The 21,478-nt window shown below is 43.1% G+C and carries 18 protein-coding genes; 5 read left to right on the top strand and 13 right to left on the bottom strand.

Translation table 11 applies throughout. The features are described 5' to 3' along the window. The 4 genes from IM475_RS06085 to IM475_RS06100 all read right to left on the bottom strand — a co-directional run. Window positions 1–1,842: DUF4114 domain-containing protein (locus IM475_RS06085; RefSeq protein WP_287726994.1), on the bottom strand; the 1,842-nt coding region annotated here is incomplete at its 3' end. Window positions 1,843–2,283: 441 nt separating this feature from the next. Then, window positions 2,284–2,712 carry a DUF29 domain-containing protein gene (locus tag IM475_RS06090; RefSeq protein WP_287726995.1) on the bottom strand — a complete coding sequence of 143 codons (429 nt, stop codon included), beginning with the start codon at window positions 2,710–2,712 and terminating at the stop codon, window positions 2,284–2,286. A 78-nt stretch (window positions 2,713–2,790) separates the two neighbouring features. Continuing rightward, window positions 2,791–4,542, bottom strand: coding sequence for a mechanosensitive ion channel family protein (locus tag IM475_RS06095; protein ID WP_287726996.1), 1,752 nt, complete (start codon window positions 4,540–4,542; stop codon window positions 2,791–2,793). Window positions 4,543–4,712: 170 nt separating this feature from the next. Further along, window positions 4,713–5,006 carry a DUF1345 domain-containing protein gene (locus tag IM475_RS06100; protein WP_287726997.1) on the bottom strand — a complete coding sequence of 98 codons (294 nt, stop codon included), beginning with the start codon at window positions 5,004–5,006 and terminating at the stop codon, window positions 4,713–4,715. A 123-nt stretch (window positions 5,007–5,129) separates the two neighbouring features. Between IM475_RS06100 and IM475_RS06105 the strand changes: the two genes are divergently transcribed. Further along, on the top strand, window positions 5,130–5,684 hold the full coding sequence (locus IM475_RS06105; RefSeq protein WP_287726998.1) for a hypothetical protein: 555 nt from the start codon (window positions 5,130–5,132) through the stop codon (window positions 5,682–5,684). Window positions 5,685–5,826: 142 nt separating this feature from the next. Here IM475_RS06105 and IM475_RS06110 read toward each other — a convergent pair whose 3' ends face one another. After that, window positions 5,827–6,939, bottom strand: coding sequence for a sensor histidine kinase (locus IM475_RS06110; RefSeq protein ID WP_287657279.1), 1,113 nt, complete (start codon window positions 6,937–6,939; stop codon window positions 5,827–5,829). A 518-nt stretch (window positions 6,940–7,457) separates the two neighbouring features. Here IM475_RS06110 and IM475_RS06115 point away from each other — a divergent pair. Then, complete coding sequence (locus IM475_RS06115) at window positions 7,458–7,874, top strand: DUF1816 domain-containing protein (RefSeq protein WP_287726999.1); 417 nt, start codon at window positions 7,458–7,460, stop codon at window positions 7,872–7,874. A gap of 26 nt (window positions 7,875–7,900) precedes the next feature. On the opposite strand, the gene IM475_RS06120 is transcribed toward IM475_RS06115, so the two are convergent. Beyond that, the gene (locus IM475_RS06120; RefSeq protein ID WP_002804018.1) at window positions 7,901–8,095 is read right to left on the bottom strand and encodes a hypothetical protein; all 195 of its coding nucleotides are present in this window, start codon (window positions 8,093–8,095) and stop codon (window positions 7,901–7,903) included. A 324-nt stretch (window positions 8,096–8,419) separates the two neighbouring features. Here IM475_RS06120 and IM475_RS06125 point away from each other — a divergent pair, with 324 nt between their 5' ends. Beyond that, the gene (locus IM475_RS06125; protein WP_287727000.1) at window positions 8,420–10,687 is read left to right on the top strand and encodes a GspE/PulE family protein; all 2,268 of its coding nucleotides are present in this window, start codon (window positions 8,420–8,422) and stop codon (window positions 10,685–10,687) included. 53 nt (window positions 10,688–10,740) lie between these two features. Then, complete coding sequence (locus tag IM475_RS06130) at window positions 10,741–11,031, top strand: DUF3082 domain-containing protein (RefSeq protein WP_002804024.1); 291 nt, start codon at window positions 10,741–10,743, stop codon at window positions 11,029–11,031. A 103-nt stretch (window positions 11,032–11,134) separates the two neighbouring features. On the opposite strand, the gene IM475_RS06135 is transcribed toward IM475_RS06130, so the two are convergent. From IM475_RS06135 to hslO, 5 genes are all read right to left on the bottom strand, one after another. Beyond that, the gene (locus IM475_RS06135) at window positions 11,135–12,784 is read right to left on the bottom strand and encodes an alpha/beta hydrolase (RefSeq protein ID WP_287727001.1); all 1,650 of its coding nucleotides are present in this window, start codon (window positions 12,782–12,784) and stop codon (window positions 11,135–11,137) included. Window positions 12,785–12,992: 208 nt separating this feature from the next. Then, the gene (locus IM475_RS06140) at window positions 12,993–14,636 is read right to left on the bottom strand and encodes a Ppx/GppA phosphatase family protein (RefSeq protein ID WP_287727002.1); all 1,644 of its coding nucleotides are present in this window, start codon (window positions 14,634–14,636) and stop codon (window positions 12,993–12,995) included. A gap of 110 nt (window positions 14,637–14,746) precedes the next feature. After that, entirely contained in the window at window positions 14,747–15,958 is a 1,212-nt protein-coding gene (locus IM475_RS06145) for a pentapeptide repeat-containing protein (protein WP_287727003.1), read from the bottom strand. Between the two features lie 542 nt (window positions 15,959–16,500). Beyond that, window positions 16,501–18,456, bottom strand: coding sequence for a BAR domain-containing protein (locus tag IM475_RS06150; protein WP_287727004.1), 1,956 nt, complete (start codon window positions 18,454–18,456; stop codon window positions 16,501–16,503). A 63-nt stretch (window positions 18,457–18,519) separates the two neighbouring features. Next, window positions 18,520–19,434, bottom strand: a complete 915-nt coding sequence (gene hslO / locus IM475_RS06155) for an Hsp33 family molecular chaperone HslO (RefSeq protein ID WP_287657288.1) — start codon at window positions 19,432–19,434, stop codon at window positions 18,520–18,522. Between the two features lie 84 nt (window positions 19,435–19,518). Between hslO and IM475_RS06160 the strand changes: the two genes are divergently transcribed. Next, window positions 19,519–19,902: a hypothetical protein gene (locus IM475_RS06160; RefSeq protein ID WP_002804032.1), complete on the top strand. Its 384-nt coding sequence runs from the start codon at window positions 19,519–19,521 to the stop codon at window positions 19,900–19,902. Between the two features lie 124 nt (window positions 19,903–20,026). On the opposite strand, the gene IM475_RS06165 is transcribed toward IM475_RS06160, so the two are convergent. Beyond that, complete coding sequence (locus IM475_RS06165; RefSeq protein WP_287727005.1) at window positions 20,027–20,647, bottom strand: prepilin-type N-terminal cleavage/methylation domain-containing protein; 621 nt, start codon at window positions 20,645–20,647, stop codon at window positions 20,027–20,029. Continuing rightward, entirely contained in the window at window positions 20,625–21,137 is a 513-nt protein-coding gene (locus tag IM475_RS06170; RefSeq protein WP_287657290.1) for a type 4 pilin, read from the bottom strand. The genes IM475_RS06165 and IM475_RS06170 overlap by 23 nt, the downstream gene beginning before the upstream one ends. Window positions 21,138–21,478 lie beyond the last annotated feature (341 nt).

The raw sequence follows: 21,478 nt of genomic DNA on the forward strand, positions 1-21,478 counted from the left end.
ACTCACAGTATAAACAAAATTGCCGCCATTACCATTAACATCTGCTAGGGGTGTGTAAAGCAAAGAAGTTAGAGAATTAATCGAAATCTCATCACCCACATTAATAACTGTGCCATCAGCTAAAGTGATTCTTCCTTTGCTGTTATCTGGTAATTGAGTGACAGAAACAGTTAAAGTATCCCCATCAATATCTGTAGGTGGATTAATATTTAAGGGGATAGGTTGACTATCTTCTGGTAAAGTAATAGTTTTATCCGCATCGGTGACAGGAGGATTATTACCAGGTGGATTCACCGAATTATCATTATCCAGAATTGTGCCAATTCCCTCACCTTGAATCAGGATAGCATTGGTCACTCCTGTTAAATTGACCGTGAAGGTTTCCGTCGGCTCGCTAATCGTATCGCCCTTGACAGCAACTGCGATCTTTTTCTCCACTTCTCCCGGTGCAAACGTCAAAATTCCCGTTGAGGATTCATAATCTTTCCCCACCTGCGCGGTTCCATCTTTCGTTGTAAATTGAGCCGTAACTGTTGTGTTTGTAGGGGCTGATAAACGAACTGTAAAATTAGCAGATTGAGTTCCTGTATTCCCCTCCGTCACTGTGGTATTTTCAATGCTCAAAGACGGTAACTGAATCGGTTCTCCAGTGGGTTCCCCGAAACTGAACCGAAATACTAAATCATCAAAATCGCGATCGCCGCCACCCCAAAAATCTTCCCAGGCCCAGGTCTGACTATCCTGTTGAGCATGGACATGATTTAAACCATCCTCATTGGCCGCCGCAAAGGAAAAGAAAACCGGTGGGGCATTTTCTCCCTTGGCGATCGCCTGCTCTGTCGTCCCGTTAGCGACTAGATACCATCCCAGATATTTCCCAGAAGGGACGTTAAACGTTTTACTATCAAACGCTTTCCCAGAGGCAAAAATTACCTGGTAGCGATCGCCTGACAAGGCCGCATCTAAATAACCCTGATCCCCTGGTTTAATCCCATCAATCTCGCCATTTGGGGTATCAACCAAGTAATAACCCATCTCGTTTGGAAAATCAGCGTCCTCACTGACAGCCTCCACTGTGAGGGGAACCTGCTGTCCTTTGTCTCCAGGTAAGACAATTCCTGCTTGAGCAATATTAAAAACAACATCGTTAAAATCTTGATCTCCTCCACCCGTCAAATCTTCCCAGTTAAACCGCCAGATTCCGCGGCCAAGATGACTACTTTGGGAATGATCAAAGTTATCAGGATTAGCTCCTTTCAGGGAGAAAAAAGCTAACCCCGATTGACCCTGATTTTGTCGATTATTTTCTAACCAATTAGCGCTGGTATTATTCTGAATCAGATAAAACCCTAGACGACTACCCCCCGCAACGGTGAATTCCCGCCAATTTCCCGCTTGATTACCCGAATTGAAGAGAGTTTGTCGGCTGGAACTGCTTAAAGCGGCCTCGGCGAATCCTTCTTCACCGGGGGCGATACCTTCTACTCGACCTGAAGCATCCACCAGAAAGAATCCCACTTCATTATTAAAATCTGCCTCTCGCACTGTCCACTGGACAACCATATTCACCCTTTCTGAGGGATTACCCGGAACGAATAAAACCTCGCCTAAATCATCTAACTGACTGATTTGAGGGGTTCCTGTCCAAGAAGTATCTTGGTCGGAAAAGGAGAAATTAGCAGCCTCTTGATTAACTAATAATGGGACTGATAGCAGAGAATCACTTTGATTAGCTAAGTTATCGCTCGCCGTCGCGCTCACGGGAGCAAGAAAATTGCTAGGAGAAGATGGGGTGAGAGGTGTGACTAGAGGAGTCACCTCTGGCGTTGTCGGAGCCAGCATAGATGGCGCTGTCGCCATCAAAGTCTGATCTACTCCCAAAAGACCTGATCCATCTTCTAGAAGTATTGGGGGAAGTGTTGGAAAATCCACTTATGCCTTCTGCTTGGATGTCTAGCTTGATTCCTTAAATTAATCTTTGTTAGCATCCTAATGGCGTTTCTTTTTACTGTCAATATAAATAACTTATTTGCATATATATATATATATATTATTAGTTTTGCTAATTATGTTAAATCCGTTTTTAATAATATGATTAACTGTCAATCCCACTTTAAAAACCCACTTCCCACTCTCTACTTCCCACTCTCCCAGAACTTTTAAACAGGATTTAGTGTCAGACCAAAATGGGCGCAAGTCTGTCTTGAGGCAATCCCCCGTGAAGTAGGAATAGTTCAATTCCGTTGAGGGTAGTTCACCAACGAAACCATCGTTTTTCGTCTATCATTCCGACAAATGAAGAGAACGATTTAAAATATCCTCAATACCGTAGGGACAAACGGGGGGAAACTCTAACCCCGTCTCTCTAAAGGCATCGCAACAAGCAACAGCATAGAGTTTAAATAGGCTTTCATCAGTTAAATATCGCCTTAAACTGGGGCTATCGTCCAAATAAAGCCTAATATTAGCTCTTTCTCCCTGAATAGTTCCCAACCAACCCCTGGATCGCCGTTGAGGTTGATAGTCCCACTTTAATAAATGATGCAAAATTAATCTGAGACTAGCAAGTAAGCGATCGCGCTCCCGTTTCGACAAATCCCGCACCTCTTCGACTAAATTCTCAATATCTAACTCGGAAAACCGACCGGAAGCTAATAAATCGGCCATTTGTTCGGCCCAAAGTCCAAAGTCTTGCTCATAGGATGCCGTCATCGATTTATCTCCTTCTAAGCTCAATTAACATTATATTAATAATCCGCCAACACTGAGCGCTTAAAAACGGATTTACTATCATAATGTGTTGTTTTCTTGATTGTCTGAAGATTGAACACGAAAGGGAGGCGCGACATAATCGGAAGGTAAATAATTTTCGGGGATAGTTGTTGTATTTCCATCTCGTAGGGAAGTGTAACTGGGAGAGAGAATCTCAATCCCAGCTTCATTACACTTGTCTTGAATATTCTGATGGAGTTCTGAATAAATTATTACCATCAAATTGGGTTGGTTAGTGTAAGCGTTTAACTGATAACTGATGTAAAAATTATCCAGGCTAGTTTGCAGGACAAAAGGGGCGGGTTCTTTGAGAATATGCACAGTTTCTAGAGCCGCTTCAATTAAGGTTTTGTGGGCTTTTCGCCAAGGCAGATCGTACCCTAGGGTAATCGTTGTCTGAATAATTAGATTTCTGTTTAATTCCCGCGAGGAAATACTAAAGTTAATCACATTACTACTTAATAAAGATGAGTTAGGAATAGTAATGATTTTATTAGTGGGAGTGCAAATGCGAATGACTAGGAAGTTTTTTTCAATTAGATCGCCAATTACATCTCCTACTTGAATGTGATCTCCGATGCGAAATGCCCGGGTATAGATAAGAATAATTCCCCCGATAACATTGGCGATTGCCGAAGTAGAACCAAGAGATAAAAGAAGACCAAGAAAAACAGAAACACCTCGGAAAGCAGGGGAATCAAAACCGGGCAAATAGGGAAAAGCAACTATTGCTGCTATGGCAATAATTATGACTAATAGGATATTGTAAGTCGGTTTAGCCCAATCAGTATAAAAACCAGGAATAACCAGATTTCCTCTTTCTATTGCTGTAAAAAAGGGCTTGATTAGCCGGATTAAGTAGTAAGTGATAAAAATGATTATGGCAATAATAAAAGCATTGGGAAGATATTGGCCAATGGACGACAAAACCAGTTCTAATGATTGATAAAAATAACCTAAAATACTGTCCCCAAAAACTCTTGTCCAAGGAAATAAACGAAGTACAAATGTGGCATAATTAAATAATAATAAAAACAGAACAAAGAAGCGAATTATCCGAAGAACTCGCAGCCAAAAAAAGCTGATTTTAGAGGAAGATACGATCTCAACATTCCCGATTTGAATGCCCGGTGTCAAGGATTCAATCAAACGTCTAATAAAGGGAAATAGCTTCCCTGAAATTTTGATAACTGCAAAGCTAATAATCAGGAAGGCAAAGCTGGCTATAACCGTATAAATGATGTTCTTAAGTAGTTGTTCGGGTTTTCGATCTTGGCGATATTGAGCGATAGCAACCTGAATTTTTTGTAAAGCTTGTTGAGCTAAAACCTCCGGTGTTGAACGATAGGCTTTTGCATCTCCCTCAGTCACCGTTAGAATTACTTCTTGATCTACACTTAAATAAAGTGAGTTATCATCAGGAATCTGCTTAATTGTCAGGTTCTCAACAGGAATAGAATCATTTTGAGCAATTCTTTCAATTCTCCGGGTAATAGCGTTAGCTCTCTCCTCCGCCGAAAATGAAGAAACTCCCCGTCGGATAAAAAAGAGGGGTTTTCCATCTAACATAACTGGAAAGCCGTCAATTTTGTTTTCCGGTTGTGTCGGATTTTGAGCTATTCCCAAAAGAGGAGAGGTGAGAGTCAGTAGTAAAACTACAACAAATATTACCAAAGTATGCCCAATTTTTTTCATCCATCCTCTAGCTCTAGATGGTGTAGTTAGCATTAAATATCTTTGATTAATATCGACAAATGGTACAAATTTCATAGGATTAAGTCAGATTTGTCTGTGTGTAGTTGGGTAATATTTAGACATTAATTTCCCAGGGTGAGGTGTAGATAACCTAGGCTGAGACAGGAGAGGGAATTAAGTCAGAAGTGCTAGATTTAATTTCATTGCTATGGCGTTTACGAAAGCTCTTATGAACCATAACTTCCTTAATAGAATATCTTTTTTGCTGAGAGTAAATTACCAATCATTCCCAAAATAATAGCAATAATCGAGACGGATAAAAAAGAGAAAAGCATTCCGTGGGTTGCTACCAGCCGCCGCCTTGCCGTACTATTAATACTTGTATCGGAGGTTTGATAACAAGCCGCCATACAAAAACCTTGATAGGGAAATTCCGTCCAATTAGGTCGATCGCAATCGAGAAAAACTAGGCCTTTACCATCATGATAGTAGCGCACTGCATATTCTTGGCTGTAGATCAATTGACCAAATGTCAGCAAAAGTTAGTAAAATCATCTAGTCACACCAGTCAATAAAACGCCGTAGCAAGCTTCGGGAATTGTCAAAACCGAGATGTAGTTACTCGTTGAGCATCACAAAGGCCAAAATATGGAGCGTTATTTATGGGCCATTTATCCCTATCCGAACAGATTACCTCGGAACTTCTGGCAATCCTGATCGAAGAAGAAGTCACCTATCCCTGGGATGTAACCGCTGTTGAGAGTAATGATCCCTTAGACGTCACGGAAACGCCTTTTTCTCTGTGTGAAGGACTAGAAGCGACGGCGATCGAGGCACAAGCTCATAGATTCTTTAGCAGTTTACACCAAAAATTCCCGACAGTTTCCGTTTCATCCCGGTCTAATATCTTTGATAAATTTGCCTCTTTACTACCAGCCGAATATTTAAATCGTCTAGTAGAAAGTGCTGAAAATCTAGTTAATAGTCAATTAGATGACTTTGATCGCCTTGTTGTTTGTCTTAGCGAGCTTTTTCCCCAATGGTCTCCAGAAGATTTAGAGGTTTTTGCCCGTCCCTACGCCTATACTATGCGTAATGGCCAGAGCGAAACCACTATAGAAACCGAAGATTGGCAAAGTCTTTCCGAAATTGAACAAATTCGCCGGAGTGCAGCCATCGCCAGCCAGATTTTCCGCGACTTGTCTTCTCCTGAATAGTCATCTCGTTATCAGTTACACTGCATTTAAACTACCCCTTAGATATTTTAGTACAAATGCTCAAACTCCCTCTCCCAAGTCCGGCACTCCCTTCTCCCCTCTCCCCTTAGTGATTACTGTTTACTGATCACTGAAAAAACCCCTACTCCCAATTCGGAGATATTGCTAGGTAAAAACGAAAAGTGCTGCCTTTACCTAATTCACTTTCTACCTCCATTTGACTTTGGTGTAATTCCACTAAACGACGGGTAATCGCTAAACCGATACCACTACCCCCAGAATAACGGGAACGAGAACGATCGGCCCGCCAAAAGCGCTCGAAAATAAAGGGTAAGTCTTCTGCGGCGATACCGATTCCCGTATCGATAACGGCAATTTGTAGGCGATTTTTGTCCCTTGTCACTTGCAGGGTAATTGCACCATGATCGGTGTAACGAATGGCATTACCGAGCAGATTAACTAAAATTTGTTCGAGGCGATCGGGATCGGCCATGACAGATGGTAAATTGGGGGGACAATCTAACTGTAAAGTCGGTCCATCTTCTAATAATTGATCGGCAAATTTTTCGATAAGAGAATTTAACAAAGTTAATAAATTAACAGGTTGCAGTTTAATCGAGAGATAACCAGATTCCGCTCGCGATAGCTCCTGTAGATCGTGGGTTAAACGTTCTAACCGGCGGGTTTCTTTCACTAATTTCTGATAAAGTTCTGGATTAGGTTCGATCGCACCATCGGCTAATTCTTCTAAATATCCCCTTACCACAGTTAAAGGGGTTCGTAATTCGTGGGTAAGATCACCGATTAATTCCTGGCGACGTTTTTCCACATCAGCTAAACTAATCGCCATCTGATTAAAACTGATGGCTAATTGATTTAATTCTGGGATTTCGCTTTCTGGAACTCTCGCCGATAAATCCCCTTCCGCAAAATTTTTAGTGATTTGTTTCATTTGTTTTACCGGTTTCATAATGCGTTGAGAAACCAAAAAACTCAGATAACCAGCCGTACTTCCTCCCGCAATGAATGACCAAATGGCACTACTATCCCAAGCCGTCTCAAAACCCCTAACCAAGAAAGTTCTCGCCGAGCGCACGGTAAAAAATCCCTGCCTTTCTAACTGTTCCAAACGTAAAACAAACATTCGCGGAGAAGATAATTTAGCAATGATAATAAAGCTACTTAATCCCACCACCATAACGAGGAGATGCGATAAAAATAATCTGGTTCCTAAGCTTAATTTTGGTGTCCGCATATTTGTTAAAAAACTCTATTTGTTGTCAATGTTATTGACCTTGTTTCTCATAAAGATGAAGTATAACAGGATTTGGCATCGACGACCGACAACCGAATCCAAAAAACGAAAACTTCCTACCTGACCATTAAGATAACTGCTATATAGCAGTTATCACACCTGTGTGGCACAGTTTAACCTTTGCTGATTAAGCTTTTCAACATCGATAATGTACCTCTTGCGAACAGGAAACGCTATATATTCGCCCATAGCATCTTGAATAAACTGACGGGAGAAAAAATCCTCATAGATATCTTCAGGGATGGCTCAATAAAAGAATTCTATCGGGTTCTTCCTGTGGAAGAATCTCTCCTTAAGCCATGCTGTGAGGGAAGAATAGGTCAAAACCTAACTTTTTGCCGCTCTATGCTATCCTATCAAGATGCGCTACTCTGTTAGGAGATGATTTTGCTTGAGTCATCTGCTCAAAGTAGCGTCTGTTTTTTTAACCCTTACCCCCAAAAGAGAATCTTTTCTGTATGCTAGAGGCTAATAATCAGGGAGAGAATCAAATATTTCTCTATGAAGTTGTTTTTTCGGGTTCTTCTGGCTCTTTGCCTCAACGCTTCTCCCGAACAGTCCTGCGAATACCTAAAAGCCGCATGAGTCAAGAAACACAGCGCCTCCTGCGCCAAGGTGCCAAGATTCTCAGTATAAAGCCTCTTGACCAAGAAACTGTCTCGATCAAGCCTAGTTTACCCCCCCAACCCTGGTGGGTAGAGATCACCACCAGTCAGCCGAAATGTCTCTATTATTTCGGTCCGTTTGAGAGTTTTTCTGAAGCTTTGTCCCATCAATCTGGTTATATCGAAGACCTACAATCGGAATCCGCCGTGGGAATTAACAGCGAAATTAAACAATGTCAGCCCGAGGTTTTAACTCAAGAAGATTTTTAATTTATGGTATCTAATTATACAGATTTTTAGGAATAGTTAATTTCCTCCTGTTTTCGTTTAATAATGCCTTTACCTTGACAGAATTTACAGGGGACGGATTCATTCTCCGTCTCTAGATAGATTCTTCCCTTGCCTTGGCAGTGGGGACAGATAATTTGTTCTTCCCACCAATAATTCTCTAAAAAAGCCTCATCGGTAATATAGGTAAAATCTTCAAACATTGGCTTGTCCTCTTATCGTTCAGATAGCTTAATCTGGATTCATCTTTCAACCTGAGAAATTGAAAATCAGTTTTACCCCCATCCTAAAAAAGATCGGGTTCATTCTTTTTGAAAATTAAATTACTTCATATTTATTTATATTTATTAATATACAATGAGTGTTCACTATCAATCTTTGCTAAGTAGCCGACGATAAATTTTCTTTCTCTTGCCTATTGCCCATTGCCCCTTGCCGCCAAAAAATCCTCCGCCTGTTAGCTGCGGTGAGAAAATGGGCATAATAAGAAATGTAGTGGGCTGTACAGTTTTAACTGGCTCTATTCCATGTCATCAGCAAACGAGAAACCTCAGACCAAGCTGCCTTCCTTTGCCCAAAAGTTAGTGCAATCGGGTTATATCACTATCCCGCAACTACAAAAGGCAATAATCCAGAAGCAGAAAAGTCATCTATCTCTACTGGCAATTTTACCCCTGATCACCGGTCGTCCTTTACCCAAAGAGGCACTGGCATACTACCGACTCGAACAACTGTCAAAATTAAAAGCCAAGTATGGGGTAGAATATCTTGACCCTGAAATTGAGACGATCGACTGGAGAGAAATCGAGAATCTGTTTCGCACAGTCCTTCCCTTTGAAATTTGCCGTCGTTATAAGATCCTGCCCCTACAAAAACAGCAATCCGCTGCCAATGTCCTTCACCTAGCCATGGTGGATCCCGCTAATCAGGAAATTCTCGATGATTTACGTCGTATCCTCCGGGATAAAGAATTGCAGTTTGAGCGTCGTGTCATTGATCGGGCAGATTACCAGAAATTGGTCGAAATCTATCGTTATCGTCAAGAAGAAGCCCCATCTGGCCATCTTCTTCCCCAAGAACAAGATCTAGAGAACAGAGTTGACATAACCGATATTTTTGAAGATTCCCAATCTCTGTCCCATCTCAACCGCGAATTAGCCGACGAGGATCTAGGAGTGGTTCAACAGGCCAATCAAGGGACGATCATCAGTGTGGTTAATAATATCCTTGTTCAAGCCATTGAAAGCAAAGCGACGGAAATTCACCTAGAACCCCAAGAAAATCAATTAACTATCCGTTTTCGCCAAGATGGTCTCCTGCGTTCTGCCTGGGAACCGATTTCTCCAGAAGCGACCCCGGCGATTATCTCACGGTTAAAAATTCTGGCTAACCTCGATGTCAGCGAGAAATCGCGACCCCAACAGGGAAAAATGACCACAACTTTTTCCGGTCGCAAAATAGATTTTCGTCTCCACACCCTACCCCGTCAACAGGGAGAAAAAATTCTCCTGCGGGTTTTTGATTCTCGATCCCCACTTTGGCCCCTCGATGAGTTGATTACTAGCCAAGAAACCTGTAAACTGGTACGCACCATGATCGAGCGCCAGGCGGGGTTAATTCTGCTCACCGCACCGGCCAGAGGTGGCTGTTCCACCAGTTTCTATTCTCTACTAGCCCATCGAAACCGGGGTGGGGTTAATATCGCTACCCTAGAAACCTCGATCGAACGCGGCCTTAACGGTATTACCCAAGTGGAAATCGCTGATGGTCAAAGTCGAGATTATGCCTCGATTTTGCCCTCTTTCCGGAATCAAGATGTGGATATCATCGGTATCGATCGCCTGGCGGATTCTGCCACCCTTACCCATGCCCTAGAAGCGGCTTTGACTGGACATTTAGTTATTTCTAGTTTACCCCTCAATGATGCCTTTGCCGCGATCGCTCGCCTCAATCAATTAGCGGAGCCGGCCCTAGTCGCCGATACCCTAGCTGCAGTGATCAATCAAAGACTGGTGCGACGGGTTTGTCCAGTTTGTCGGCTGAAACATCAACCAAAAAGGGAGGAATTAGCTAAATTTGGTCTTTCTCCCGCCCAAGCTGCTCAATACAGCTTTTATAAAGCTAATTCCCTCACTGCCGAAGAAATCATCCAAGCGCGGGAAAAAGGCAGATTATGCCGTCATTGTCACGGCATCGGTTATCAGTCCCAGATTGGGGTCTTTGAAGTAATCACGATTACCCCTGACCTGAAAACTTGCATCGCTGAGAATAAATCCGCCGATATGCTCAAAAAAGCGGCAACACAGGCAGGATTCAAGTCTCTCCTCGCCTACGGTTTAGAATTAGTCCACCAAGGTTATACTACCCTAGAGGAAATCGAGCGTGTCATGGCTGATCAATTAACTTTACCCTCCCTCTCTGCTGCCAATAATCCTGAGATTCCCCCGGATGTTTTCGGGAGAATCGAGGCGATCGAGCAGTTATTACAGGCTCTCAACCGTGAATTACAGTCACTAAAGCGGGAAATTAGCCTAAATTCGCCCACAGCTTCCCCTGAGAGCGCAAATCCGACTATTCTCGGCCAGGAGTTGCCTGATTTGACTAATTCAGTTCTTCCTTCCCAAAACCGGTCATCGGATAAGGAAATGATCGTTTCCGCTGCCCCTGTTTATGAGGAGTTAACCGACCCCGGCGATTGGGAACAGTTAAAACGGGAACTAGACCAGAATCAGTATCTGATCGTCTCCTCGGAAGTCAATACCTCTTTTCCTTCCGCCCTCGATCCTTGGTTCTAGTCGGGGAAAAGAATTAAAATTTAAGCTGGACAATATTTGAGAACTAAAAAGTAATGACCACAGAATTAGAAACCAAAAAAGTTACTCCTACTCGCTGTTTAGTTGGTGCGGCAATTTCGGCAGCATTGGGGACAATTCTCTATTATCTCACAGCAGCGATCGGTCATTCTTTTTACTCAAAACCAATGGTTGCTCACAGTTCGATCGCCTTGAGAATTGGCAGTGCTGTCCGGACTTTAGTTTTTGGTTTAGCTTCTCTAGGAACCTTTATTTTTGTTTTTGTCACCATTGGTTTAATTCTTTTGGCTATCCAATTACTACTTAAACGCCCTCAACAAATATAAATTATGAATGATGAATGATGAATTGGAAGTGGGGAAGTGGGGAAGTGGGGAGCTTTTCAGTGATCAGTTTACTGATCACTGAACACTGATAACTGATAACTGATTAACGGACATTTTGAGCGATAAAATCTTCGATGAGTTGTTCTAAAGCGGCCGAGGAGGCGCGGGTAATCAGAAAACATCTAAACTCTTGGCCTTGACTGAGATATTGGGAATAGGCCGCCTGTAAAAAAGGTTTATAGCCGGGGTTTTTGCGAATATACACCTCAAAAAAGGCCAAAGATAGGGAATGGGCGTAACTATCGATCACATAGGGTGCGGGCAGGGTAAGATCGGCTACGGATTCGATCGCTTCGTTAATTCCCGCATCTAGTACCGAAAAATCAACGTGAGCTTGACCTTCAATCAGAGTTAAATATTTATTTTCGGTATTGAGCAGGGGAAAAGAGCGCACCTGTTCAAAAATAGCGGGGGTAGCGGGATCGTAGGTTCCTGCCGCTACAAAAGTGGGAATTTCGATCTTAGCTAGTCCTTTAGCCCCAAAAATACTCCAATTAAAGGGATTAACCGCAAAAATCGCTTTTATTCGCGGATCGCGAAAATTGTATTTTTCTCGGGGTAAATCTAAAGCACGACACTGCAGCAAGAGGGAGACATTGAGAAAAGCTAATCTTCTTTGGCAGTCCCGTTGTAAATTCTCGAAATTGATCGTCGCTCCACCCACGGCTAAGGCTGTATAACCGCCGAAGGAATGTCCACCAACTCCCACATTATCTAAATCTAATTGCCCCTGAAATTCCCTAGCGTTGCGTCTTTGCAATTCATCGATCACAAAAGATATGTCCAATGGACGATTGACAAATTCGTTGCTATAAAAAACCGTCCGCGATAAACCGGCGAGTAGATTCTGTACCTGTAGGGTATCACTGCCGGGGTGTTGGGGCATGGCAACGAGATAACCGTAACTAGCCCAATGTTCCGCTTGTCGGACAAAATCTTCGGGACGGGAAGCTAAACCGTGGGAAAAGACGATAACGGGGGTTTTCTGGGTTAATTGTCCCTTGGGTTTGACAATGATCAGATAAAGTTCCCTCTGACGACGGCCATCGGTTAAATCCAGCCGCATTTGTTCTACTTGTCGCGGTCCCGGTTGTCGGGGGTCGGTCATGGCGGTAAAATTAATTTCACCAGCCTTTTTAGCTTCTTCTAAGGATAATTGCGCCACCTTTTCCGTGAATACTGTGGTCGCTTTCAGGACGATATCGATCGCCCTAGCTAATCTTTGCACTCTTGTCACATCAATCTGCATATTAGTAGGCAGATTACGCAGCAGGTTAAGAATAGTTACCCCTCCCGGTTCAAAAGCTGATTTAATTAGGGCAGAACGCAGGGCGAATTTACCATTAATCCCCCCTTGAATAGCGATCAGTTCCCCTAAAAGGTTGAGGATATCTTCCCCCATTGTGGTGTTAAAAAAGCGCGAGATCAGGACGGGATTAACTTCTTTACTTGTAGTTAAAGCTTGGCGAAATTCTCTTTGTTGTTCGGGTGTGGTATTACCCAAATATTGTCTTAGATTAGCGTCGATTCTGCCAGTCTTGACAAAGTTTTCTAGGGAACTAATTTCTAGGGTACGACTAAAGGGCGGTAAGATAAAAGTGATTCTCTCGGCCGAGAGGACAGGAAAGCTAGTCAGTATCGTTCCCAAGCAACCAAGAGCGATCAAGCGACCAATTTTAGCTAATTGCAACAAGTTTTTCAGCTCCTTTTCTTTCTGCGATCCTATTCCCTCTGGATTATAACAGTAACTTCGCAGTTTTTAACCGTTTTCTTGCTTAATTATCAACAAAAATTATCAATTTGCCACGGTCGATAATCTTGACCTAGAATAATAGGCAACAAGTCTCGAAAATTCCAATCTTGCCGATTTCAAGCTACCTAACCGATCACCGGTCGTGATTTCAGGGTAAAAATGCCAAAGTTGCCACCACTTTCACACCAAATTCTTCCTCAAAAACAGGTTTTTTATAGTCTAAACTCCACAATTCTAAAGCACAATCATCTTCAGCATTATTGGGAAAAAGATGCAGATGTAGGGTTCTATATTCAGGATCGTACTTACATTCAATCTTTTTAATCGCTCCTATTTGTCGCCGATCTAAAGCCACAGCCAAGCGCAGTATAGCACTTAAATGTCTGACCATATACTGATAGTATTCAGTTAATTTCATAAAATCATCGTGCCTTTTCTTCGGCTTACTTTTGCGATGATAACGAGCTATATTAGCGATAACTTCTAACTCTATTTCCGTATAGCCCAACAGTTCACCATTGCGAATTAAATAATAGGAATGTTTATGATGGGCAGCATGACTAACATATAAACCACTATTATGCAGTATAGCCGCCGCCCATAATAGATCTTTAGCCTCCTGATTCCAAGAATGTAATTGTGCTTGGGTTTGCTCGAACAAAGACAGGGAAAATGTCGCTATTCTCTCGGCCGATTCTAAATTAACTTGATACTTTTTCGCTATTTTCAAGACACTGCGCTGACGAATTTCACTCTGATAAAGTAACCGATTATCAATTAAACCATGCGTCAGCATCCAATCGACGATCACCCCCTCTCGCAAGGCCCTTTCACAGAGAACTAACTTATCAACATCTAACATGGTCATCGCTTCCAAAAGCACGATCGAACCAGCTAGAATTATCTCGGCCCGTTTATCGGACATCCCCAGAATTGCCAGTCTTTGGTTATAGTCCAAAGTGGCGAAACGTTTAACCAATTCTTTGACATCTTTGCGGGTTAATTGATAGCCATTTAAAGGATTGGGAATTAACCCCAATTTCTCCAAAGCATGGATAGTCATCAAAGTTTCGATCGTGCCAGAAGTTCCCACTAAACGCGGCACTTCTCCCAGCTGTAAATGATGTTTAATTTCCTCTACTGCTCGCTCCAACATTCCGCGGGTGTATGCTCTTAAATAGGCCAATTCTGTGGTACTAATGGGATCGGTAGTGATTAAATCTTGGCTCAAACGTACCGCGCCGATTTTGGTACTACTAAGAAAGCGAATTTCTTGACTATCAGCTAAGATTAATTCCGTGGAACCACCACCAATATCGATAATAATATGGGCTTGATTTTGGAAATCCATTCCCGAGACGACACCGAGATAAATCCGGCGAGCTTCCTCCTGTCCGGAGATGAGATTTACAGAAATACCGACTTCTTTCTCGATTAAAGCCAAAAACTCGTCACCGTTGGCCGCTTCCCGGGTGGCGCTGGTGGCAACAGCGATAATCTGATCCGCCTGGAGACTAATAGCTAGATCGTGACAGCGTTTTAAAGCCGCGATCGCTCTTTCCATGGCCGCTAGGGTTAATTTACCAGTTTTTCTATCTCGATCGCCCAGACGGACTGTATCCTTTTCTCTGGCAATAATCGTAAAAGCAGGTAAAGACGGTTCAATTTTCACTACTACCATGTGAACCGAATTCGTACCAATATCGATCGCCGCTAGGATTTGGACATCGGAGGCTTTTGCCTGGGGCGCTAGTCCCCGATTGGGTATAACTTGATTAGAAATATTCACCATCGCTTATCAGTGATCAGTTACCAGTCGGGGGATAGGTGTTAGGGCTGGTCTTATTATCCCTCTAATTGTCCGCCTCGGCGCCGCAATTTTAGCTTTGTCTAGCAGTTATCTTATTCGTCAATATACAATTTTCGCTGCTCCAGGGCCAATTGTCGGAATTCCCCTTCCCCAAATTCTCCCTCCCTGGGACGGCGCTCTCCTTCGGACTCGACTAAATAGATATAATCACAATCAACCCCTTCTAGATTGGTATTTTCGGCGATTTTCCAAGCTTCGATACAAGCACCCGTCAGGGTGGCTGCCTGTAAATTGGCTCTCATCACGTTACTATGGGCTAAATTTGCCCCTTCTAGATTAGCGTAGGCTAAATTTGCCTCGCTGAAATTTGCCCTAGTCAGGTTGGCATTTTTGAAGTTAAACCCGGAAAGATTTAGTCTGCGAAAATTATAGCCAATATAAGCTTTATTTTCCCCTTGACCAGTAACCAGAAGATTTCTCATCGCCACTTCGTCCAGAATTGTCTTTTCCCAACGCGCTCGCTCGATGCCCGATACCAGATAAAATCGAGTTCTAGTTAAATCTTTTGCCCTTAAATCAGTGGCTTTTAACTGCGCTCCCGTGAAATCGGCTTCTTGGAGATTTGCCCCGCAAAAATTTGTACCTTTACTGGCTAAAAAAGCAATTGCCATGGATTTCGTGATCGTTTCTCCCGATTCTTCTAGGGATAACCAGGCCAGATAAGCGGTGAATAAAGTACCACAAACCCCAACCATCAAAGCTATAGAAAAAGTTCCATTCATCACGGCTATTCCTGCTAACGCTCCCTGAAAAGCCAAGATAATTACTGTTGATAAAGTTAAAATTAAGCTGATAAAAATTGCTAGGATAAAACTTATTGCCTGTCCAGAAATCAAGGATAAAACTAAGGGCAATCCCCCAACTCGCTGACGATAAAACATTCCGTAAATTAGAGATAAAATCGTAATTATCACCGCGCCAATGATTTTAAATTCGGTTACATCCGTCACCAGCATTAAAGCTAGATAATAACCAGCTAATCCCCACAGTAAACCGCAGACAGCCGCTATTAACCAAGAAATTAAGATTAATTGTAGCCGACCGCGCTTTAGTAATCCTGCCCTGGCCTCTGTAAATTTAGTTCTCTCTAAAATAGCCCCTTGAAAATTAGTCCCACGGAGGTCGGCTTGACTAAAATTAGCCCCCGATAAATTCTGTCCGCGAAAACACTGTCCTTTTAATTTTACTCCTGTAAAATTGCGTTTCCCTTTGGCATATAAATCCAGTACCTCACTTGCTCTCATAGAAATTACGGAGATCTGTTTTTTGCTTGATTGATTAATGTAATTCATAAGCTGTTAAGTATTTAAATTGCTTGTTGAGATCAGGCAAGAGGCAACAGGCAAGAGGCAACAGTAAAGGGATTGAGGGAGATTTAGCTAATCTAAGGATGGGCGGTTAAAATGCGTCTTAGCTTAACAACTATTATCTTTTAAAAATTAGCTTTGGTTATTTTTGTAATTTATTAATTAAAAATAATGATGATGATAATTTTAAGGAGAATAATGGGATTGATAGAGATAATAGGATTTCATTTACAGGAATCATACTAAATCCTGTTTAAAAGGTGTAGGAGAGTACCGGAGCGCCAGAGCAGGGAGAAACAATTCATAACTTGGGAGTTAATCACACTATTAAAAACGGATTTGGTATGGCCGGAAATTTAAGGAAAGATGCTCACATCAAATTAACCCAATTATATCCGTCAATTTTAACTGGACAGACCCCTGGGGATGAGGGAGTTTTTTTAGGGGTAATCCACAGCAAAAACAGCCTCTAAAACTGATTATTGACCCGGACTTGGTGCTTCTATCGGGGACTCCGGGGAAAGGGGGGTCGATTCAACTATTGGCGGTGGGGCCGGAGGTTGGAGAATATTGCGCCAGCCTTGCATTTGGGAGCGAGCCGAACTGTAGGCGGTACTTTCCCGGGATACGGATTCAGCAAGGCGAATAGCTTCCAGATAACGGCCATTATTAGCTTGGTCCGTGGCTAAAGACAAAAGCTGATAACTCCAACGTTCCAGCAATTCAGTCCGTTGCACACCCGCATCGGTTTGAGTGGAAATATTGGTAACTAAAGCAATCGCCCGGGTTAAACCTTCTGCGGTTCCCGTCGCCGCTAATTGATTAGCCTGTTGGAGATTTTGACGGGCCTGCAACTCTCGGCGCCAACGACGGATATTTTGGGAAACTTCCGCGGAAAGAGCGCGACCGGGGGGAATTTGATTGGCAGTTTCGATCGCCGTGCTATAGTCTTTGAGATTGGCCAAAGCTTGAGCCTGATCTAAAATGGGTTGATCCTCCATGCGTTCAATCCGCACTTGCCAGCCGCGAATTTCCCGTTGAGCATCTCGGTATAGGGCCCGATTTTTACCAATGGCCCGGGCCTGAATAATAGCGCTACTGAGGGAGTTAATATCGCCGGGGATAGCGATTTCCTGCGCCCGTTCTAAAATCGGCCGGTCTTCTATGACTTGTATTTGACGATTCCAAGAGCCAATTTCCTGCTGTGCTTGCGACCAGAGGGGATTATTCCGGGGAACCTCGCCCGCTTTCGCGATAGCGGCGCTATACTGCTCGATTGTACCTGCTTGTGCTAAATCTCTGGCCTCAGACAGTATTTTTACATCCTGTACCTGTAACTGCCAGCGCTCCCTCATAGCTAGGGCTGTTTGATGGAGGGGTCGAGAAGGGTCGATTTGTTCTAGTCCCAGTATGCCGGCTTCCAATCCGTCCACCGTGCCAGTTTCCGCATCTAAGGCCGCTTCGGACAAGACGGACCAATCGGTGACATCTGCTTTAATTTTGAGGTCTTTGGGGCTTTGGTTAGCCAAATCCCGGAGATCTTGCCATTGCTGCCGCTCAATTAATCTTTCGGCGTATTCTTTCAGTTTATCCTCGGTTTTCCCGATTAATTTTTGTGCCTCCTGATAGGCATAACTGCTGGCTTGAATTTTTCTAGCTTCTTCGATGACTTTGAACCAATTGTCGAGACCGCCCCGGTTAAAGAGATTAAAGGCATTATCTAATTTACTGCTATCTTCCCGGGCAACGGTAATTTTAGCGATCGCTTCATTATATTTAACCGTTGCCCAATATTCGTTATTTAAGTTCAATAATTCTACTGCCAGACGGAAAGATTGATTCCAGTTGGAAGCGCGGAGATTTTCCTCTAGTTTACTTAAGATCTCGTTGCCTTCCGCCCAAGTTCCTTGCCACTTAGCGATTCTTTCTTCAATAATTGCCGCTACTGCCATATTATTGGGGATTTGACGAGCTTTAGCGATTGCTTGCTCTAAATTTCCCGCTTGATAGTCTTTTTCAGCCAAATTCAGGATATCTCGCGCCCATTCTTCCACCTGCTGATTAACTTGCGATCGCAAGGGATGGTCATCGGGTAAAGCTTCCACTAGGGCAATTGCTTCGAGTAAACCTGCCACGGTGCGACTATCGGCGGAAAGTTGAGCGCAGTAGAGACGCAGGGAGGCAGAAGCGATGGGCCAGAAGATTTTCGGGCAATTGGGCGACTTCTGCATATTGAATAACTGCCAAGTGGCGAGAAAGCCAACACCGCCAAAGACCACCACAAATAAAGCCGCCCAAACTTTCCAAGTGAAACGATGCTGGTATCGGTACCAAAAGAGAAAAAGAAAAGATTTAGTTTTCTCTGGCCAACGAGTCAGGGAGTCAATCGATTCTCGTTTGACTAGATTTTTGGTTAATTCTTTTCCTTTAAACATTCACGACTCCCCGACAGGTATTTTAGATAGATTTTACCCTAATGGCGCTCATTGCCCGACTTCTCAGCAAGATTCAGCCTGTAGAGACTCGACTAATTCGATTAATTGTGTCTCGTTGGCATTATACACTTCCCGACAAAACTCACAGATGGCTTCCGCTTGTTTATCTTTTTCGATAATGTCTTTTAATTCATCGACCCCGAGGAATTTTAAAGCTCCTAAGGCCCGTTCAAAAGAACAATCACAATCAAAGCGCAGCAGCTGCACAGCCGGAAAAATTTCTAGACCCATATCTCCGAGAAGTTCCTGAAAAATATCTTCTAGACTTTTTCCTGCGCGTAAAAGGGGCGTAAATCCCGTTAATTTTCGCAATCTCGACTCTAAACGGGCCACTAAGACCTCATCCCTGGCGGCTTCTTTGGAGAGAACTTGTAATAAAATTCCCCCGGCTGCCGTTACTCCTGTGGTCGTACCGACAAAAACCCCCACTTGCAAAGCGGAGGGAATTTGTTCCGATTGGTCTAGATAGTAGGCGATATCTTCCCCCACTTCCCCGGAAACTATCTCGACGATGCTTTCTTGAAGTTCATTTCTCCCCTCGCCTTTTTCTTCGCGTAAGACTCGCACATAACCCTTGTTACCCACCGCGCGACCCACATCTAATTTACCCTTAGCATTGGGGAGTAATTCCACCTGGGGATAGTCCACATAACCGCGCACCGTGCCATCGAGTCCGGCATCAACCAAAACACCGCCCAGGGGACCATCGCCTTTAATGCGAATATTGACCCTAGAACCTGGTTTTTTTAAACTGGAAGCCAAGAGTAAAGCTGATGCCATCGTGCGACCGAGAGCGGCGGTGGCTACGTTAGATAATTGATGTCTTTGGCGAGCTTCTTCGGTTAAACGGGTGGTAATCACTCCTACTACTCTAATTCCCCCATCGGCGGCCGTGGCGCGGATTAATTTATCTGCCATACTACTTACTGTTATCCTTGGAAAACGCTGTCCCGATTTTTAGTTATTCTTTAACTAACTTAACAAAAATTATTAGACAATAATATGTTCGGCAATTTTCAACAAAGTCAGCTGCGTATCGAAATCTCGGCCAGTGAACAGGCTATCCGGGATAGTTTGCTCAAAACTGCTCATCTCCGTCAATGGCTGTGGCCGCAAATGCTCTCGCCTAATCTACCCGATAAATTAGAGGAAGGTTTGACTTTTACCTCTTGGTTAGGTTTAATTCCCGTACAACATCAGGTTTTATCGGCCGATGACCAGTGTTTACGCTTGCTTTTGAGTCAAGGTATCGATGGCTATCACGAATGGTATTGGGGCGATGGTTGGTTACAATCCCGTTTAGAAGGCATTTCCCTCCTTCCCCTCAATCTCGGTCAAACTCTCAGTTTATTGAAATTACGACTATTTCTGAGCAATCAAAAATAATCAGTGAACAGTAATCAGTAATCAGTGAACAGTAATCAGTAATCAGTAAACTAAAAACTCACATCTGCTAACGGATAACTGATAACTCACACCTGATAACTGATAACTGATAACTGATAACTGATTAAGGTTGAGTTCCACCGAGACGGATTTCACATTGACGAGCATCGAGGTTACTTAGAGAAGTTCCATTATAAGTGCCTTGTTTAATTATTCCTAGCATCGAAGCGATAACTAGACATTTTTTTTCTTGGTTGGGATAGGGATCGGCGGTGGCATCGGCGGCGGGATATAATACGATTATCGCTTGGTTTTGCGGCGGATCAAAGGTTAACCCCGGCACATGACCCCGAAAGGAAAACTGTACCCCCGGACTGCTGCCCAGGGTGGGAAAATTATTCACCACCATAAATACTTCCCGCGGCAGACTTAAGGAACCCCCATTAGTATTAGTCGCCACTAAACAACCTGGTTCACTGGCGGTTATTTGCGAGTAAACCGTGGGATTATTGCCAGTCGGGTTAGTAAAATTAATCGTGCAATTCCTCCCCAGACGGATAGCTTGTCTTTGGGCATCCTCTAGGGCTAATTGTATAGAATCGGTGGCTTCTTTGACTTTATTGCTATTTAACCAAGCTAATAAATTAGGTAGGGTTAAGGCGGCAAGAATTCCCATAATTGCCAAAGCTACCAAAATTTCTAACAAGGTAAAACCCTGATTTTTATGGACATTTAAACGACGCATCGGGAATCACCTCGACAGAACTTTTAGCAATAACATTTTCTTGGTTTTGGTAATCATCGGCGATTTGACCTGTTGCTAACTGGACTCGATAATCAATACGGAGACGATGGGGATTAGCCGATTGGTTAGTAATATTAAAAGTCCGAAAGAGAGAATAGTTTTTACCGACAATTGTTCTTGTCTCCACTAATTTTTCCGTCGGTATAGGGGTGGTGGGAAGGGGAGTAGCCGTTAGTTGTCTTCTTAAAGCTGTGGCATAACCCTCATTTCCTGTACACACATCTGAACTAACATTAGGGTTGGCAGGCGTGGAGTTGACATCTAAAGTCGAAGCTAAAAATTTGACATCCTCAAAATCTTCTTGTATCCAAAAGTTAGCTTGAGTCTGTCTTTCTGCCCGAACTTTATATAAGGCAGTGAATGCCATTAACTCTAGGGTTACTGTTAAGAAGGCGGCAATAGTTAAAATGGCAATCATCACTTCTAACATCGAGAAACCCGACTCGGATGATGACAGTTTTGACTTTATCCCCTTTCCTTTTAATTTCACTTGCTCAACCCCCCCCAGTTTTTCCCGAAAACTACTGGCTTTTTTAGCTCTCAACTACAGATTACCAAGATGATGGGATATTTCTAACTTTAGTCAGGGAATTAATTCCCCGCAAACCCTATTTCTCAAGTGAGTCAGATTGTCTAAGTAGCTGGTTATAATTAAATTGAAGATGGATTTTGGGTTCGATCCCACCTTAATCCCCCCTTGATAAGGGGGGCATCCGCAAGTTTTTAAGACCTACCTACTTAAACTCTCATGCAGTTAGCATTGTACACTAA

Source organism: Microcystis sp. M061S2, from assembly GCF_020245605.1.
Taxonomy (GTDB): Bacteria; Cyanobacteriota; Cyanobacteriia; order Cyanobacteriales; family Microcystaceae; genus Microcystis.